The following is a 19,289-nucleotide window of genomic DNA, read 5'->3' as shown; positions in this document are numbered from 1 at the left end:
CTAAATAATATTCGACTAGACTAACACGAAATCATCAATTAGAACAGGTCTCAAAAATTGAGTTTCAATTTTTTACAATTTCATACAATGCTCGACAAGCTTTCTTTGAACTAAGTATGTAAGGTCAAGGGAAATATCTGCGGTAAATGATTACTAACACAATAAATATTATATGATTATCAATTGATTAAGAACGGAGCAATATACATGGCTGAAAATCAAAGTATTAAAATTCCTGCACATCATAATATCTATAATGGCTCTTCGAATAGAGAATTGCGAATTGAATTCTCATTTCCTGAAAAAGAAACGGATGAAAATCTTGGAATTGCTATTTTTGTTCCAGGATTCGGTGGTAAAATTGATTCGAATGTATATAAAAAGATGAGAGAAACATTTGCAGATACATACAATGTAGTTACGGTACAGTGTGATTTTTTTGGTAGTGAATTTATGCAAAGTGCATCTTCATTTAATCTAAATTGCGATATCAATGAATTGTTAGCATCCTTTTCTCTTGAAGAAAGAAGTACAATAAATGAAGACTATTCTAATTTGCTTGAGATATTATCTGCTAGAAATATTACCATTCCTGTGATAGCAAAGATAGATGAAACAGGAGACCACTTTAATGATATGGGTTTTATGCAGGCAATTGACATTATTACAGCTATTGAGGCAGTACGAATTATATTAAAGGAGAACAGTATAAAGTTTAACGAAAAAAGAGTTATTGGATATGGACATTCACATGGTGCGTATTTACTTCATTTAAGTAACTGTTTGGCTCCTCATTTATTTTCTTATATAATTGATAATTCAGCTTGGATAGAACCAGTTTATTTAAGTGCAAATCGCTTGTTATTTCAGGGGTTCGGACAAATGACATTACAAATGGAATTTGACTACATAGCCAAAAAATACATTGAAGATAAGCAAGCACTTTCTTTAGATACATTCTATAATCAATTTGATAATGCTGCAAAGATTATTTCATTTCAAGGGAATGAGGATAATTTAATAAATCATATTGACAAGGGGAATTTAGTAAATAATATCCCTTTTGCAGAATTTTTTTTAGTAGATGAAAATACAGTAGATGGAGTAATATTCAAATCAAATCAACATGGATTAGATGCTGATTTTTTAAAAATGTTTGAATACGGTTTAGCAAAGTTAGGGCATCATGAAAACAATACTGAAGCTAGCTTAACGTACGAGATTAAACTATCACAAACAATAATAAGCGTGGACTATTCTTCTGGGCTCCCTGTCTTTTTCCGAGAAGTTTTGTTGTAGTATTAATTCGCTTATATTACGTTCCTGAATGTAATATAGTAAATCTTGAAAATCTCTTTCTTTTCCGATGTAATGGTCCATGTATATTATATAAATTACTTTTGGCGCTCGGCTCAAACATTCTCTTTGAGTTAAGGCGCCTTTTTTCTTTGGAAATTTTAGATTTTAGGATGTTAGCCGATATATAATAGAAAGTGGGTAATATTCTTTAAGTACATAAAAGTTGAATTGAGGTATTTAATATAGAATGGAAACAATTAAAAATAAAACGGTACTTGTCACTGGCGGAACAGGATCTTTCGGGAAGAAATTTATTCGTGTAATTTTAACTTTAGGTGTAAAAAAGGTGATCGTTTTTAGCCGTGACGAGTTGAAACAATATGAAATGAAACAGGAGTTTATCGATTCTCGTTTGCGTTTCTTTATCGGCGATGTTCGCGATAAAGAGCGGTTACATCGAGCATTTGATGGTGTTGATATTGTCATTCATGCGGCGGCGATGAAGCATGTAGATGCATGTGAATATAATCCATTTGAGGCAGTCAAAACAAATATTAACGGTGCCCAGAATATAATTGAAGCCGCAATTGATTGCGGTGTGGGAAAAGTGATTGCACTTTCAACAGATAAGGCATGTAGCCCAGTAAACCTTTACGGAGCGACTAAGCTTGCTTCTGATAAGCTTTTTGTAGCAGCTAATGCGTATGTCGGAGAAAAGAAAACGAGTTTCTCGGTAGTACGCTACGGTAATGTAGTCGGGAGTCGAGGAAGTGTTATACCTTTCTTTAAAAAGATAAGAGAAACGGGTACATTGCCCGTTACAGATGAGCGTATGACACGCTTTTGGATAACACTTGAGAAAGGTGTACAGTTTGTACTTGATAATTTGGAGCGTATGCATGGCGGCGAAATTTTTGTACCTAAAATACCAAGTATGAAGGTAATGGATTTAGCTAAAGCGATTGCGCCCGATTGTGATATAGAAATAGTAGGTATTCGACCTGGAGAAAAGCTACACGAGGCAATGATTATGGAGGATGATGCCCGACATACTGTAGAGTTTGATGATCATTATGTCATTCAACCAGAATTTCCTTGGTGGTCTAAAAAATTTGCGGAAGGTGGGAAGACACTGCCTGAAGGATTCTCGTATACGAGTGATAATAATACGGAGTGGCTATCTATTGAACAATTGGAAAAGCTGTCGGAGGATTTGTAATGATTGCAGTAATAGGGGGAGCAGGATATATAGGCTCACATACAGTGAAATATTTAATGCAGCAGGGCAAAGATGTAGTGGTGTTTGATAATTTAAGCACGGGTCATGAAGAGTTTATCCCTTCAAATGTTCCTTTAGTCAAGGGAGATTTAGCAAATAAAGAGGATTTACAAGGCTTGTTTACTCAATATCCTTCAATCGATACAGTTGTTCATTTTGCTGCTTTTGCATATGTTGGCGAATCTGTTGAAAAACCAGCTATGTACTATCAAAATAATGTTGTCAATACGATTCATTTATTGGATATGATGTTGCTCTATGAAGTGAAAAATATTGTGTTTTCTTCTACTTGTGCAACTTATGGGAACCCTATAGAGTGGCCGATAACAGAGACGCATCCACAAAATCCGATTAACCCATATGGCCGTACAAAATTAATGATGGAACATATTATAGAAGATTACTCATATGCGTACGGCTTTAAATTTGTGGCACTTAGATATTTTAACGCAGCTGGTGCTGATGTTGAATGTGAAATTGGCGAATGGCATGATCCAGAGTCACACTTAATCCCACTTGTGTTAGATGTTGCAATTGGAAAAAGACCCTCTATCTCGATATTCGGCGGAGATTTCGACACATTGGATGGTACCTGTGTTCGTGACTATATTCATGTAACTGACTTAGCAGATGCGCATAGCAAGGCTGTTGATTATTTAAAGGGGCATGGTGAAAATCTTACGCTAAATTTAGGTAATGGCTTGGGTTATTCTGTGCTAGAGATTATTCAAATGATTGAGAAAGTTACAGAATGTAGCATTTCAACTGTTATTACAGAGCGTCGTTCAGGAGATCCAGCGAAACTTATTGGCTCGGCAGTAAAAGCTGGGGAATTACTAGGTTGGCAGCCACAATATGACTTGGAAAAAATTATTGAAACGGCTTGGCAGTGGCATGTGAAGAAATTTGGAGGCACAAAATGAAACGTATATTAGTGGCTGGTGGAGCAGGTTTCTTAGGCTCGCATTTAATCGATAGACTAGTAGAACAAGGGCATACAGTTATCTGTATGGATAATTTACAAACAGGTGCAATGGCTAATATTAGCCATGTACTCGATAAAATTCAGTTTGTTCAGCATGATATTATAGAACCTTTTCCTGAATTAGGACAGTTTGATGAGATTTATAATTTAGCTTGTCCTGCTAGTCCTATACATTATCAGACAGATCCTGTTCATACATTTAAAACAAGTGTATTAGGTGCTCTGAATATACTAGAACTTGCTCGTAAAACAGGTGCAAAGGTATTCCAGGCGTCTACATCTGAGGTTTATGGAGACCCTTTAGTACATCCACAGCCAGAGCAATATTGGGGACATGTCAATCCGATTGGCATCCGCAGTTGCTATGACGAAGGAAAGCGCGGAGCAGAAACGTTATTTTTTGATTATGCACGTATGTATGATCTCGAAATTAAAGTCGTCCGCATTTTTAATACATATGGTCCGAGAATGGATGCTAAAGACGGACGTGTCGTTAGTAATTTTATCGTTCAGTCCTTACTAAAGAAACCTTTAACGGTATATGGTGATGGCAAACAGACACGCTCTTTCTGCTATGTAGATGATTTGATAGAGGGTTTTTTACGATTAATGGCAACAACAAAAGAAGTTACGGGTCCTATAAACCTAGGCAATCCAAATGAATTTACAATGCTTGAACTCGCAGAAAAAGTTGTGAAATGGACAGGGAATGATACACCATTACAATTTGAAGAACTTCCACAGGATGATCCTAAACAGCGACGACCAATCATTGACGAAGCACAACGTCTCCTAGGCTGGGAGCCGAAAGTCATGTTAGATGAAGGACTCCAGAAAACAATCGCTTATTTTGCGAGAAAAGTGCAGGAGAGATGAATGATGCAAAGAGTACGTAAGGCAGTAATCCCAGCAGCTGGCTTGGGAACAAGATTTTTGCCTGCAACAAAAGCACAACCGAAGGAAATGTTACCGATTGTGGATAAACCTACAATTCAATATATTGTAGAAGAAGCCGTGGCATCGGGTATTGAAGATATTATAATTATTAGTGGACGCAACAAACGTTCAATCGAAGACCATTTCGATACGAATTATGAATTAGAACATTCATTGGAAATGAAAGGGAAGCTGGATGATTTAAAAGAAATCGAAGCCATTTCAAACCTAGCGAATATACACTATATACGTCAAAAAGAAGCGAAGGGTCTTGGAGATGCGATTTATTGCGCACATCGTTTTATCGGAGACGAGCCATTTGCTGTCTTACTAGGAGATATTATTTTACAAGCACCTATGCCTGCGTTAAAACAATTAATTGATACATACGACCGCGAAAAGGTTTCTGTCATCGGTGTCCAACAAGTACCGATGGAGAGTGTCCATCAATATGGCGTGATTGATCCAGTTACAGAGATACAAAGTGGTAAGGCTATTGAAGTAAAGGGTTTTATTGAAAAGCCGTCGAAAGAGGTTGCCCCCTCTAACTACGCTATTATGGGACGTTATGTCCTAACACCTTCGATTTTTGAAAAGTTAGAAGCTACTGAACCTGGTGTGGGTGGAGAAATCCAATTAACGGATGCGATTCAATTGTTAAACCAAGAAGAACGGGTAGTTGCGCAAGATGTTGTAGGACAATTATATGATATCGGTAGTAAAATCGGATTTGTCCAAGCGACGATAGACTTTGCATTACAACGTGAGGATTTAAAAGATGATATTCAAGCTTACATCAATACGAAAGCAGAGGTAACAAAATGAACGTTGGCATCATAGGCACAGGATATGTAGGCTTAGTAACAGGCGCCGTGTTATCAGAAATCGGGCATGTTGTTACTTGTTTAGATATTAATGAAGAAAAGATCAATACCCTTAACAAAGGGCAATCACCAATATATGAACCTGGATTAGATGAGATACTAGCACGTAATATTGCGGCAAGTCGTTTATGCTTCACAACAAATGCTCAAGAAGCATTTGCACAGGCAGATATTATCTTTATAGCTGTCGGTACACCTCAAGGAGAAGATGGGGCAGCGGATTTGTCTTATATTGAACAAGCAGCTAAAGATATTGCGGAAAATGTAGAGCATGATGTGATTATTGTTGTGAAAAGTACAGTTCCTGTAGGTACGAATGATAGGATTGAAGAAATCATTCATGCGAATATGACAGCCGGTTTACAAATTCACGTAGTATCTAATCCGGAGTTTTTACGAGAAGGACATGCGATAAATGATACATTTTATGGAGATCGTATCGTAGTAGGAGCAGAGAATACAATTGCTAGAGGTAAGGTAGAAAACCTATTTAAGCCACTAAACATTCCAATTTTGCATACGAATCGTCGCAGTGCAGAAATGATTAAGTATGCATCAAACGCCTTTCTAGCCGTGAAAATTAGCTACATCAATCAAATTTCTAATTTATGTGAAGCCCTAGGGGCGGATGTAAATGCAGTAGCAGATGGCATGGGCATGGATCATCGAATAGGGCGCGCTTTTTTAAATGCGGGATTAGGCTATGGAGGTTCATGTTTTCCAAAGGATACGGAAGCATTAGCATATTTGGGACGTGAAAATGATGTGAACTTAAGCATAGTACAATCAGCTATACAAGCTAACGATGAGCAACGATATATCTTTGTTCAAAAAATAATCAATCATTTTAAGGGCAAGGTTATAGGGAAGAAAATCGCGATATTAGGATTAGCATTCAAGCCAAATACAGACGATATGCGTGAAGCCCCATCAATAATGATTATTAAAGAATTATTTGCACGAGGTGCTGAAATTTCAGCGTATGATCCAGTTGTAAAGAAATCCCCTTATTTGGAGGGGGGAGAGCTAACATATGCTTCTACTAAGGAAGAATGTGTGTCGAAATCAGATGTAATCTTGCTAGTTACAGAATGGCAAGAGTTTATCGAGGCAGATTGGGCTAAATTAATATCTTATTCTAATAATGCGATTGTCTTCGATGGAAGGCATATACTTAAATTTTAATGCCTACTGGAGGTGGATGAAGTGAGCAAAATTCAAGTTGAAGTACTTGAAAGTAAAATAGGAGTTCCTGCTTTACAAGTAGAGATAGATGATAAAAAAATGATGCTCCATAGTAAATATAATCCTGTGCAGGAAGCTGAGCATTTTATCGATTCTTTAAGAGAAAAGATTGAGGAAGCAGATCACGTTTTATTTTATGGAATTGGACTCGGCTACCATGTAAAGTATTTTTCTGCAGCTTATCCTGAGAAATTGATTTCTGCATATGAACCGATTGAACAAATAGCTACAATTTCTTTAAGGGAGCTCGCTGTAACCGAATTTCCTAAAGATAAATTATCTCATTACATTGTAGAAGATAGTCAACATCCATTAGTTCAGAATATGGAGTTCCTCGGTGAGCTTATTCATCAAAAAATGCTGTTGATTGTGTTACCTGTCTACGAAAGATTATTTTCAGAGCAAACAAAGGAATTTGGGAAGGCCTTAAAATCTTTTTTAATGACCAAAGGTTCCAATATAGTTGCAGCCGCACTTTTTTCAAAAAGATGGACACTGAATGCATTGATGAATTTACCAGAAACATTTAAACATGAAAATATAATCTTACATAAGAAAAAGTTCTTTAAAAACAAGCCAGTTATTTTAGTAAGTGCTGGTCCATCGTTGGATGAAGAACTAGAAAAACTACGTATTATTAAAGAAAAAGGATTGGCATATATTTTCGCTGTTGGTTCTGCAGCAAAGGCATTGATGCTAACTAATATTTACCCAGATGCAATTTGTACGTACGATCCGCAACAACATAATCACTATGTGTTTAAGGAAATTTACGAGCAAAGGATTACCGATATTCCAATGATTTATGGTACTTCGGTAGGGTTTGAAACTTTACAGTTTTATCAAGGGCCAAAATTTTATTTTGTAACATCACAAGATCAAATTACACCGCAATTTCACAAGGAACAAATACCAGTTATTTCTGATGCACCGACGATTGCATTAATTATGTTGCAAATTTTCCATGCTCTAGAAGTAAAACAAGTTTATCTTGTTGGACAAAATTTAGCATTTAAAGAGAAAAGGTATTATTCAAAAGAAGTTAAAAGATACGATTACGAGAAAAAGGAATTAACAAATAGTTCAATACAGACTCAAGATTTAATTAATTCATTTGAAGTGGAAGATGTTCATGGGGGTAAAGTCATAACAAACGATAGTTTAAATAGAATGAGATTAGATATAGAGAACTATATAGATTTTGTAAATATGCCTGTCATTAATACAACTAATGGTGGTGCAGCGATTAAAGGAGCAAATTATCAATCTCTGCAACAGATAATTGAAGAAAAATTAACGGAAAAAATTGTAGTAGATGAATGGTGGAAATCACTAATACCAGAAAAATCAAATGAGATAAATCAATCATTTAAGAAAAAATACAGCAATGAATTTAATCTTTTTGTTCAAAGAGATAAAGAATTGGAGAATTATTTAGAAGACTTTCAAAATTCTTTATTAAGTATCAAATCAAATCAAATGAGAAATAAGCTAGATCAGTTAGAGAAACTTTTCTTGAAATATCAAAAGAATGTATTCTTCCAAACAACGATATCACCAATAGCACAGCTTGTATTTGAAAAGCTAAATGTAGAAATTAGATCCATGAACAGGATGGAAATCTCGAGAAAAAAAGTTGAGAAAGCTATTCAAGTGTATAATAATTATCTCACGAGTTGTCGAGCATTTTATAGGAATATTGCACCGATCATTACGAAACATATAATGTCTGAATTAGCGGAACTATCAGAAATTAAAGGCTATAGTAGTACTTCAGGTGTATTTCATTATATAGGAGATTGGGAGAAGAAATACCATATAATAAAAGAGAATGAAAATTTCAATTCCCATGTTTACGCTATAGGTGTAGAAACTAAGGAAAAAGGTGCACAAATAGCTTTCAGATTTCATGGTACATTTTTAAAACTATTCGGAACAGTTCATTCTCAGGATGACTTACAACTTCAGGTTACAGTTGATGGTAAAGTAAACATTATTAAAATTAAAAACCCTATTGATGATAAATATGGATCATTTATGAAGCAGAAAGTATTTGAAATATCAGGGCTTGAAGAGGAACTACATGATGTGGAGATTACTGTCCTATCTGATAATCCATCATTGGTTTTTGAGGGAGCTGAAATTGATATAAAAGGTCGAGCCTATCATATAGATGAAGTAATATCTGTTGATGAACTTGAGATTGGAAAAAGAATTCGATGTCATTATAAAGCATCTTATAATAAAGTAGGCGAATTTACTACATTAGGAGAAGAATCAGGAGATTTTCTTTCATTGAATGCCTGCTCAGATCCTGATGGAGACTTTTATTTTATTATGGTTGATAATATTGAAGGCATACGTAAATTAATTGCAGATAGAATTATTCAAAATAGAATAGATAAATATGCTATACAGGATAAAAAAGTCTATATAAATAAGAAACGTGGAATTGTGACATGTCTAAGTAACAATGAATGGGATAAATATTTGGTATTTAACGTACAAATCGTAAATGCTAGTTTAGCGTGGAACTCAGACTCAATTTCTACTAGTTGGGTAAATGATAGCGAATTTTCCGAAGAAGGATACTCGATTGTTCGAGGAAGTCATTGGGATGAATGGTCATTCAAAAAATATGGTCGAGGTTTTGAATATAGTGGAATTTCACTTTCATCGAAAATGCTTAATTTAAATGGGTATAGACCGCAATTAATTTTAAACGAGGAGACTTATGGGTAAAATAAAATGGGCCATAACTACAATATGCACTTGATTTAAAATAAATCTTATGCTAAGTAAGCACATGGAACGAAAGGCGGCGACTCCTTGGGGATCAGCGAACAACTTAAGATCCCACAGGAGTACTAGGGGAACGAAGGCAAAAAACGTCACGTCCTGTGACAACGCCTTCATGACCAACATCCTGTTGCCCCGAGGAGGCTCAAGGTGGTTCGCTCCCATGAAAGAGTCCGCCTGTAGTGGAATGTGCTGTCAAGTACAGACTTTGGTGTAGAGTCAATAAAATTAAGGGAGTTTCTGGTTCATTAATATCTATAATTCAAATAAATGTTGGTAATATATTTAGTTAAAATCAGGAGAAGTTATGAAATAATACAATTATTTACTATATTGTAATTCGATTGAGTCAGATATACTAGGTTTGAAATTTCAGATTGAATGTTTGATTTGAGAAAAATGGTAATTAATTGATGAAATTCATAATCCTACGGTTTCAACTTGATTCGTAATACTAAAGAAATAAATATTCTGAAAGCCATCATTTAAGGAATTTTATTCTATTGGATTTGAAGAATTGCAGTGGAACCAATTCTATAATAAAAAGCCTGTCTATATTCATATAATTAGTTAAGGGAGATAGATTAAATGTGCAATTATGTAATTTGGGGTACAGGTGAAATATTTGAAAAGTTTTTGAAAGAAGTTCAAGTAATCGACCCTATTTTTGAAAAGAAAATTTTGTTCTATGTGGATAGTGATATTGGTAAACGAGGAAGTTTAATAAGAGGCAAGGAGATACATACCCCAGAATACTTATATGAATATAAAGGCGAATTAAAAATAATTATTTGTACAAATTATATTACGGAAATAAAGAGATTATATCGGAAGAAAAAGGGGTTTGAAAATAAAACAATAGTTGAATATTACAGTTTTTTATCGAAAACACTTAAAGATTCTTTAATTAAAGAAATAAAGGATTTGGGAAATAAAGGGGATTTGTTTGAGAGAAACTTAGTTTTATTAAATGATACAATCGGTAATATTTTGAAGTACGACATATTAGATCGGTATGGGGAGTATATTAAATATTATAGTACAGGAATCTTATTAAAAGATTACAATAAATTAATCTATTTATACGATATTCCTGAAAGAAACTATAGCAATAAAAACATTGTAATAAACGGGTTGTTTCCATACTTCCCTGAGTTAGCTCTAAGTTATATATTGTCTAAAAATGGTGCTAAGGTAAAATATTACTTTAACGATAATTCCCCTATGGGGCAAATTATAAAGAAAGAAAAGAAAAACATAGATTATATAAATTCATTAGATATTGATACATCGCCAAGTAATATAATTATTACCTGTCTAACTCAATTTATAGATGAATTATATGTTAAGATTTTTTTTAAGCATGAAAACCTTGAGTTTATAAACTTTTCAAGGATATTAAATTTTAATATAACTTCGCAATCAATGGATATTACTGAAAAGCATGCGCTTAGTTATACTAAAAGGTTTGCTGAAACCGACGAAATTGATTTTAAAGATGAAAAAATAAAAAATTACTATAAAAGAGCATTATTGGAGGCTACACATAGTTTGCATTTAGGTATGTATATTCATGAAAATATTAATTTTGATATTTTTGTAACTAGTCATGCCATTTATTCTACATGGGGTCCATGCTTTGAATATTTAGTCAATGAAGGACACAAATGTCTAGTGTATGGTTCCCATGCTTACATAGATCAAAGTTGGTTAATTGAAGAAGGAAAAGCATTGCAATTTTTAAATGAAGGTCCTACGTGGCAGAATATGAGAGGAAGAATATTGGAAGCAGTGCAGCAACAAAGAGTTGAACAGTATATGAAAAAAAGATTTGAGTTAGCTGCTGTGGATACTAGTGAGTATTTTGCAGATATAAATAATAATGAAAGAGCAACTTTGTTAAAGTCTATTGTTGAATTCAAACAAAATAAAAAGTTGTTCATAGCTTTTCCAAATGTAATATGGGATGGTGCTGAAGAAGAAAGAAATACAGCATTTAGCAGCCTTATTGATTGGTTGATTTATTCAATTCAACTATTTGAAAATAAATCAGATGCAAAATTAATCATCAGGTGTCATCCAGCAGAAGCAACCCTTTTCAGTGGAGTACAAAGTGTAAGAGATTTACTAGAAAAAGAATTAGGTGATCTTAGTAAATATAAAAACGTGATGGTATTGGAATCCAAAGTGAATTTGGTGACTTACGATTTAGTAAATGAAATAATGGATGTCGGTCTGGTGTATTCCGGGTTTTTAGCGGTGGAGTTGCCTTACTTAGGTATACCTGTAATATCCTCTGCGAAAGGTGTGTGTTCTGAAAATGGTATAAGTGAAATTGTGGAAAGTAAAGAGGAATACGCTTCCATTATAGAAAATTATTCGAGTGGTACTAGATTTATGATAATAAATAGGGAAAAAATCCTTAATTTTTTACACTGGTATTTGTATGACATGGGGTATTACTTTCCACTTGTAGAGAATGTTTTAAGTGATAGAAAGACAAATTGTGAACTTATCAATCTTGATATATTAGAAAATGTTGAATTAAGGAGAACTATAGATAGATTTTTAGAACCGTAGTATAAACTTTATTCTAGCTAAACAAAAGTTTAAACAAGAAAATTGTCACTGGTATTTAAAAGATAAACAAGTAGTGATGTGATTTCGATATAAAAAAGATGAATTTAAGCCTTTTTTGAAGGAATGAGAGGCAGATAGGAGATATCTATGGAATATAATGAGAATAAAATTTACTGGGATGAATTCTATAGAAAAGAAGAACTTTATGGTCCTTCATCGTTTTGTAATCTAGTAAAATGCTCATTTGGATTGGAGTATTTAATTATTGATATAGGATGCGGGACAGGGAGAGATAGTAGAGCGTTCTTAGAAAATAAATATGAGGTAAGGGGGATAGATAGTTCTGAAGTTGTGATTACTAAAAATAATGAATACTCTTTAAAACAATACAGCAAAGAAGTATATTTTTCAATAGATGTTTCATGTGTAAAGGATTTCAGTTCTTTAATTAATAGTATTAAAAAGATAGCGGAAATGCAAAATAAAAAAATACTCATTTATAGTAGATTTTTTTTACATGCAATTAATGATGATACCGAAAGGGTTTTTTTGGATACATTAGAAGTATATCTCGAAAAAGGGGATTGTATAGCATTAGAGTTCCGAACGATTGAAGATAAGCAGACTACAAAAATATATGATAATCATTATAGACGATATATTGATACTAATAAATTTGAACAAAACTTAAAAAAGTATAATTGTTTTGAGGTTTCTTTTTTCCAAAAAGGTACTGGGATGTCCCTATATAAAACAGAAGATCCTTATTTAGCTAGATATTTTATTGATGTTAGATAACAAAAGATTAGTGGAAAGAAGGAAGAATTATTATGACAATTGCTAATGATATTTCTAGTGATAATCCTGAATATTTACAATATGAATTTAATCAAAGAATAAATCATTCTATGGACTTAAATGTAGCTAGAGAAAATCTATTGACGGTAGTTGAAACTCTAGATTCTTTTAAAATAGATTGTTGGTTAATCTTTGGTACACTACTAGGAGCAGTAAGAGAAAAGGATTTTATTGTACATGATAAAGATACAGATGTGGGTGTTTTTTATAAAGATAAATACAAAATTGTTGAAGTTGTAAAGGTTTTGCTAGAAAAAGGATTTCAATTAATACGAACGGAAGAAGGGGATACTCTAATCAGTTTAATGCGTAATAATGAATACCTTGATTTATATTTATTTAGGAAAAAAAATATTAGTAATCAATCAAAATGGTTTTGTGTAGGTTTCTACATTAATGGGGAATTTTTTAATCGATTCGAAGAAATAGAATTCCTTGATAGGAAATTCAATATTCCTAATAATTCCGAAAAGTTACTATCCGAACTTTATGGTGGGGATTGGAAAATACCTAAAGTAGATGCTCATGCAGAGGGTGAAGATAGAAGGGTGGAAATATATAGTAGTAACAATGGTATTTTAAATAAATGGTTAAGTGTTACTTTTGAAGGGAAAAATATAGGAGCATATTTAAATGAATATAAATATAGAAAAGTAGCTATTTATGGTATTGGAGAATTAGGAAAAAGATTGATAGAGTCGTTAAGGCATTCTAAAATAGTAGTCGAACTGATTATTGATAAAAATAATAAATTAGAAACGTATGAAGACATACAAGTAACAGATTCTATTCAAACTATATTACGTAGCAATATAGATTGCGTGATAGTGACTCCGGTTTTTGATTTTGACATTATTTACGATAAAATAGTTATTTTAAATGGTGATATAAAAGTTTTATCTTTAGAACAAATCCTGGATGACTTAGTCCGAATGAGGTGATTAATTATGAGATGTGCACTAATCACAGGAATCACAGGTCAAGATGGTGCCTATCTAACAAAGTTCCTTCTAGATAAAGGATATCAGGTACATGGACTTGTTCGACGTTCATCTATAGAACGTTATGATCGGATAGAAGAGTTTCTAAAGGATGATCGATTAACTTTACATTATGGTGATATGACAGACTCTTCTAATATAATCCGTTTGATGTCTGAAATTAGGCCGGATGAGGTTTATAATTTAGCTGCGATGAGTCATGTACATGTATCTTTTGATACTCCAGAATATACGGCGAATGCAGATGGAATGGGAACTTTGCGATTACTTGAAGCAATTCGTATTTTAGGTTTAAAGAAGAAAACAAGAGTGTATCAAGCATCTACCAGTGAACTTTATGGGAAGGTTCAAGAAACGCCACAATCTGAAACAACGCCATTTTATCCACGAAGCCCCTATGCCGCAGCAAAAATGTACGCGTATTGGATAACCGTGAATTATCGTGAGGCATATAATATTTTTGCATGTAACGGAATTTTATTTAATCACGAATCACCATTACGTGGAGAAACATTTGTGACAAGAAAAATCACGATCGCTGTTGCGAATATCAAACACGGTAATCAGGAGTGCTTATATTTAGGCAACCTTGATGCGAAACGTGATTGGGGATTTGCGGGAGATTATGTTGAAGCTATGTGGTTGATGCTACAACAAGAAAAACCAGAAGACTTCGTTATAGCAACAGGAGAAACTAGAACTGTTCGTGAGTTTGTGGAGTGCGCATTTAGCGAAGCAGGTATTGATATTGAATGGCAAGGGGCAGGTATTAATGAGAGAGGAATCAATCGTGCAACAGGTCAAGTTATTGTAGCGGTTGACCTTCAATTTTTCCGCCCAACTGAAGTAGAATTATTACTTGGAAATCCAACAAAGGCAAAAGAAAAACTTGGTTGGGAATGCAAGACTTCTTTCCAACAATTAGTACAAATGATGGTGCAAGAAGATTTGAAAAGTATAGAAAACTAAAACGAAGCGATGAAGGGAAAATAGTAGATACCTTTGTCGCTTCTTAATGTAGTTTGATGGTAATTTGCCGATAATAATAATAGATTGAAATAAAAGGTGAGTATGCAATGGATAAACAATCAAAAATTTATGTTGCAGGACATAGGGGATTAGTTGGTTCTGCGATAGTTCGAAAACTGAGAGCATTTGGGTATTTAAATATTATAACTAGAACAAGTAAAGAATTAGATTTGCGTAAGCAGGTAGAAGTAGAGGTATTTTTTGCAGAGGAACAGCCAGAGTATGTATTTTTAGCAGCTGCGAAAGTCGGTGGGATTTTAGCAAACTCAACATACCCAGGACAATTTTTATATGATAATTTAATGATTCAATCTAATATCATTGAAACAGCACGTCAATCTAAGGTGGAAAAACTTTTGTTTTTAGGAAGTACATGTATTTATCCGAAAATGGCGCCACAGCCGCTAAAAGAAGAGTATTTACTGACAGGTGAATTAGAATCTACAAACGAGGCATACGCAATAGCTAAAATTGCAGGCATTAAAATGTGTAGTGCTTATAACAAAGAATATGAAACCAATTTTATTAGTGTGATGCCAACCAATTTATATGGACCGCATGATAATTTTGATTTGCAAAGTTCACATGTATTACCCGCACTTATAAGGAAAATTCATGAAGCAAAAGTGAATAAGGAATCGACAGTTTCTGTTTGGGGGTCTGGCGGGCCGCTTCGTGAATTTTTACATGCGGATGATTTAGCAGATGCGTGTGTCTATTTAATGGAACACTGCGATGCTGAGCAGGTTGGAGAATTTGTTAATATTGGTACGGGAAAAGAAGTGTCGATAGAGCAATTAGCACTACTATTATGTGATGTAATTGGATATGAAGGTAAGCTAGTATTTGACATTAGTAAGCCGGATGGCACACCAAGAAAGTTAACAGATGTATCTAAATTACATAATCTTGGTTGGAAACATTCAATAGAATTGAAGGAAGGAGTTCAAAATGCATATAATTGGTATCTTGATAATGTCATAAAGTCATGAATAATGGACAGAAAATTAGTATAATAACAGCTTGTTATAATGCAGAAAATACTATTGAGCAAACGATTCAAAGTGTACTAGGGCAAACCTATAAAAACATTGAGTATATTATTATTGATGGAGCATCCACTGATGGGACGATGGAGATTGTGGAGAAGTATCGGGACAAAATAGATGTAGTAGTCTCTGAGTCGGACAAAGGAGTATATGATGCGTTTAATAAAGGTGTTGGGCTAGCAACAGGTGATTTTATAAATTTTATGAATGCGGATGATTACTTTTCAACAAACGCTATTATTGAAAGAATTGCATTATATTTAGTTAACCATTCCCATGTAATGTTACTACATGGGAATGTAAAAGCTATTGATGAAATTACAGGACATTGGCATTATAGAGGGCAAAGCTTGTCACTAAGGGATTTTGAAAAAGGACAGATGTGTCCACATCAATCTGTATTTACTCGTAGGGAACTTTTTAATGAGTTTGAAGGATTTAATTTAGCATATAAAATTTTAGCGGATGTTGATTTTACAATAAAGACTTTTAAAAAGTATGAAGAGTATATTGAATACGTTCCAATTGAAGTTGCACACTTTAGATTAGGTGGTTTAAGTAGTTCCCTTCAACATGAAAAAAACATGCATTATGAGAATGCGATAATTCATTTCAATCACTTTGGTAATATACCGGATTATGTAAAGTACAGTTTAGAGAACTTCGAAACATCTCATATCAATAGTACCTACCAGCTATGGTTGGAAAGTTTTATTTTTGAAAAAAAGCGTCTTGAGAACTTGAATAATCTCAGGATTGTGATATTTGGCACGAAGAAAAACGCTACATATCTCTATCATGATTTGAGGGGAAAAGGGTTAGAGGTAGTATGCTTCCTCGATAATGATGAAAGAATGCATAATCAGCTATTACACGATATACCGATTAATTCACCAAGTATATTGAATGAAGCAGGGGTAGATGTGATTATAATTTCAATTGAAAGATTTGATGTAGCACAATCAATCAAAAAACAATTGCAACAAAGATTTAAACATTTAAAAATTTGCACTTGGCATGAGCTTGTTTGAAAAAGAGTCGATTAAAAAATTTTTATTCGCAAGTGAATTATCGTAAAGAGAAGAGGACTTCGTATGACACTATTAGATTCTGTGAGAAATATTATATTGAAAAATGAAAAAACTAATTTGAATACAAACATTCCTAAAATACAAGCGAGTGATTCAATTGTAATTTTTGGAGCTGGCAGTTATGGTGAAGACTTTGCTAAAAATTTCCACTCATTAGGTTTTAAAATTTTATATTTTATTGATAATGATAGTAAAAAATGGGGGGAAACAATTAATGATATTCCAGTAATTTCACCGCAGAGGCTACTCGAAATTTATGATGAGAAAATTTTGGTTCTCATTTGCAGTACTTGGCATTCTGAAATAAAAGAGCAACTCATATCAATGGGAATCAATAGAAGCATCGTTATTGATTTTGTTACATATTATCAAATACATTATAAGCTTCGAAATTATGCTCAATCATTTGAGGAATATTTCTATGAAAAGTTAGAGAATTTTAATAAGTTGCATGATTTATGGTTTGATAATGATTCGAAACAGACTTTTGAACAGTTATTAGCCTATCGTGTAACAGGAAATCCTTCATGTTTGCTTAACTCTCCATTTTCACAATATTATCATCCCGTTATTTTACCGAAACAAGGAGATATAATTATTGATGGTGGAGCATTCATTGGAGATACTGCAAAACCATTCAATGATTATTTAAGTTCAAATTGTAAGATTTATTCTTTTGAACCATCAAAGAATAACTTTATGAGATTACATGACACAATAAAAGAAAATAAACTGACTAATGTTATTCCTATACAGGCTGGGCTTGGAATAGAAAGCAATGAATTATATATGGACACAATTGAAGGAAGCGTAAATCCAGGATACACTATTTTGGACAAAGGAGCTGAGAAGGTTAAAGTTACTACAATAGATGAATTTGTTTTGGAGAATGGGTTACAATCAGTAGATTTAATAAAACTTGATATAGAAGGTTCTGAATTGGATGCACTAAAGGGTGCTTATCAATCTATTAGAAGGTTTCGTCCACGATTACAGATTTGTTTGTATCATAAGCCGGAAGATTTAATAGAAATTCCATTATACTTAAATGAACAATTTAAAGATTTAGGATATAAATTTTATTTAGGCCACCATACTGATTGCTTTTTAGAGACTGTATTGTATGCGGCATGCGAGTAATGGATAGTCCAAAATACTCAATTAGATGAATTAAGGTAGGTGAATGAATTATCAAAGCATTAGTTTCAATTATTATTACAAATTATAACTATGAAAAATACATTGTTGAAGCAATCGAATCCGTTATGAACCAAACATATAAGCATTTTGAGTTAATTATTGTAGATGATGGATCGACGGATCAATCAAGAGAGTTTATTCAACATTATCAATCTCAATATCCAAATGAAATCAAGTCGATATTTCAAGAAAATGGGGGGCAAGGTTCAGCTTTTAATGCTGGATTTGAAGCTGCAACAGGAGAAATTATAGCTTTTTTAGATGCAGATGATTATTGGTATGAAAATAAATTGGAAAAAATTGTAGAGTATCATAAAAATCATGCTGGCATTCAACATAATTTACTTATCAATAATCAATGGAAATTTGCGTTATTAGAAGATCAGGTAGTAAAACAAAAAAAAGGGTTAGAACTTTATGGTTTTTTAGGTACTATTCCAACGTCAGGCCTATCCTTTAAAAAAGAATATTTAAAAGAGATTTTTCCAATACCGGAGAAAGAGTACAAAATTTGTGCGGATTTATATGTCAAAGTTATGTTTTTGAATAATCATGAGATTTTTTCAATAGATAGTCCTTTAGGATGTTACAGATCTCATGGCAAAAATCATTGGTTTACTTCCCAAACAAGCTCTTTGGAATACAATAAGATAACATTAGATAAGTTAAATGAAGAAAGAGAAAAGCAAGGTAGAGCTACAGTACAAAGAAATAGCGAAGCCGAGGCAATTGGCTATTTTATGTTGGATAGTATGGAGTTTGAAGGAAACAAGCGATATGTTCTATATGGTATGGGGGAATTGGCAAAAGTATTTTATATAGAGCTGAAAAGTTATATTGATATTGTGTGTTTTTCAGGAAGCTTTGTAAAGAATGAAAGAGAAAATTACTTAGGTCTACCTGTGAAATCCCTGGAATATTTAATTAATAACTCAGATGAGTATGACAAGATAATAATTTCAAGCTCACAAGTATCTGAGATACTACAATATTTACAAGAGAATGGTATATACGAAGAGGAAATTTTAGCACCTAAACTTTAGGAGGATCTACA

General features: G+C 33.4%; 15 protein-coding genes. All 15 read left to right on the top strand.

The window, feature by feature from the left end; translation table 11 throughout:
- Window positions 1-207: 207 nt before the first annotated feature.
- On the top strand, window positions 208-1,299 hold the full coding sequence (locus tag ACQKII_RS02120; RefSeq protein ID WP_427455874.1) for a DUF2920 family protein: 1,092 nt from the start codon (window positions 208-210) through the stop codon (window positions 1,297-1,299).
- Between the two features lie 247 nt (window positions 1,300-1,546).
- A complete protein-coding gene (gene pseB, locus ACQKII_RS02115; RefSeq protein WP_427455872.1) occupies window positions 1,547-2,518 on the top strand; it encodes a UDP-N-acetylglucosamine 4,6-dehydratase (inverting) in 972 nt (323 codons plus the stop codon).
- Window positions 2,518-3,501, top strand: coding sequence for a UDP-glucose 4-epimerase GalE (gene galE / locus ACQKII_RS02110; protein WP_427455870.1), 984 nt, complete (start codon window positions 2,518-2,520; stop codon window positions 3,499-3,501). The genes pseB and galE overlap by 1 nt, the downstream gene beginning before the upstream one ends.
- Entirely contained in the window at window positions 3,498-4,439 is a 942-nt protein-coding gene (locus ACQKII_RS02105) for a UDP-glucuronic acid decarboxylase family protein (protein WP_427455868.1), read from the top strand. Before galE ends, ACQKII_RS02105 begins: the two co-directional genes overlap by 4 nt.
- Window positions 4,440-4,442: 3 nt before the next feature.
- Complete coding sequence (gene galU / locus ACQKII_RS02100; RefSeq protein ID WP_427455921.1) at window positions 4,443-5,324, top strand: UTP--glucose-1-phosphate uridylyltransferase GalU; 882 nt, start codon at window positions 4,443-4,445, stop codon at window positions 5,322-5,324.
- Window positions 5,321-6,568 (top strand): UDP-glucose dehydrogenase family protein, encoded by a 1,248-nt coding sequence (locus ACQKII_RS02095; RefSeq protein WP_427455866.1) that lies wholly within the window; start codon window positions 5,321-5,323, stop codon window positions 6,566-6,568. The genes galU and ACQKII_RS02095 overlap by 4 nt, the downstream gene beginning before the upstream one ends.
- A gap of 21 nt (window positions 6,569-6,589) precedes the next feature.
- A complete protein-coding gene (locus ACQKII_RS02090; protein ID WP_427455864.1) occupies window positions 6,590-9,370 on the top strand; it encodes a 6-hydroxymethylpterin diphosphokinase MptE-like protein in 2,781 nt (926 codons plus the stop codon).
- A gap of 645 nt (window positions 9,371-10,015) precedes the next feature.
- A complete protein-coding gene (locus ACQKII_RS02085) occupies window positions 10,016-12,007 on the top strand; it encodes a hypothetical protein (RefSeq protein WP_427455862.1) in 1,992 nt (663 codons plus the stop codon).
- Window positions 12,008-12,154: 147 nt separating this feature from the next.
- Window positions 12,155-12,805 (top strand): class I SAM-dependent methyltransferase, encoded by a 651-nt coding sequence (locus ACQKII_RS02080; RefSeq protein ID WP_427455860.1) that lies wholly within the window; start codon window positions 12,155-12,157, stop codon window positions 12,803-12,805.
- 32 nt (window positions 12,806-12,837) lie between these two features.
- The gene (locus tag ACQKII_RS02075) at window positions 12,838-13,806 is read left to right on the top strand and encodes a LicD family protein (protein ID WP_427455858.1); all 969 of its coding nucleotides are present in this window, start codon (window positions 12,838-12,840) and stop codon (window positions 13,804-13,806) included.
- 6 nt (window positions 13,807-13,812) lie between these two features.
- On the top strand, window positions 13,813-14,835 hold the full coding sequence (gene gmd / locus ACQKII_RS02070) for a GDP-mannose 4,6-dehydratase (RefSeq protein ID WP_427455856.1): 1,023 nt from the start codon (window positions 13,813-13,815) through the stop codon (window positions 14,833-14,835).
- Window positions 14,836-14,942: 107 nt separating this feature from the next.
- Window positions 14,943-15,887, top strand: a complete 945-nt coding sequence (locus ACQKII_RS02065; protein WP_427455854.1) for a GDP-L-fucose synthase family protein — start codon at window positions 14,943-14,945, stop codon at window positions 15,885-15,887.
- Window positions 15,884-16,975 (top strand): glycosyltransferase, encoded by a 1,092-nt coding sequence (locus tag ACQKII_RS02060; protein ID WP_427455852.1) that lies wholly within the window; start codon window positions 15,884-15,886, stop codon window positions 16,973-16,975. The genes ACQKII_RS02065 and ACQKII_RS02060 overlap by 4 nt, the downstream gene beginning before the upstream one ends.
- A 63-nt stretch (window positions 16,976-17,038) precedes the next feature.
- Complete coding sequence (locus tag ACQKII_RS02055) at window positions 17,039-18,175, top strand: FkbM family methyltransferase (RefSeq protein ID WP_427455850.1); 1,137 nt, start codon at window positions 17,039-17,041, stop codon at window positions 18,173-18,175.
- Between the two features lie 47 nt (window positions 18,176-18,222).
- Window positions 18,223-19,278: a glycosyltransferase family 2 protein gene (locus ACQKII_RS02050; protein WP_427455919.1), complete on the top strand. Its 1,056-nt coding sequence runs from the start codon at window positions 18,223-18,225 to the stop codon at window positions 19,276-19,278.
- Window positions 19,279-19,289 lie beyond the last annotated feature (11 nt).

The sequence above is a fragment of the Lysinibacillus sp. NPDC048646 genome, from assembly GCF_050272295.1.
In the GTDB taxonomy this organism is placed as follows: domain Bacteria; phylum Bacillota; class Bacilli; order Bacillales_A; family Planococcaceae; genus Lysinibacillus.
This window is presented reverse-complemented; position numbering and strand designations above follow the sequence as displayed.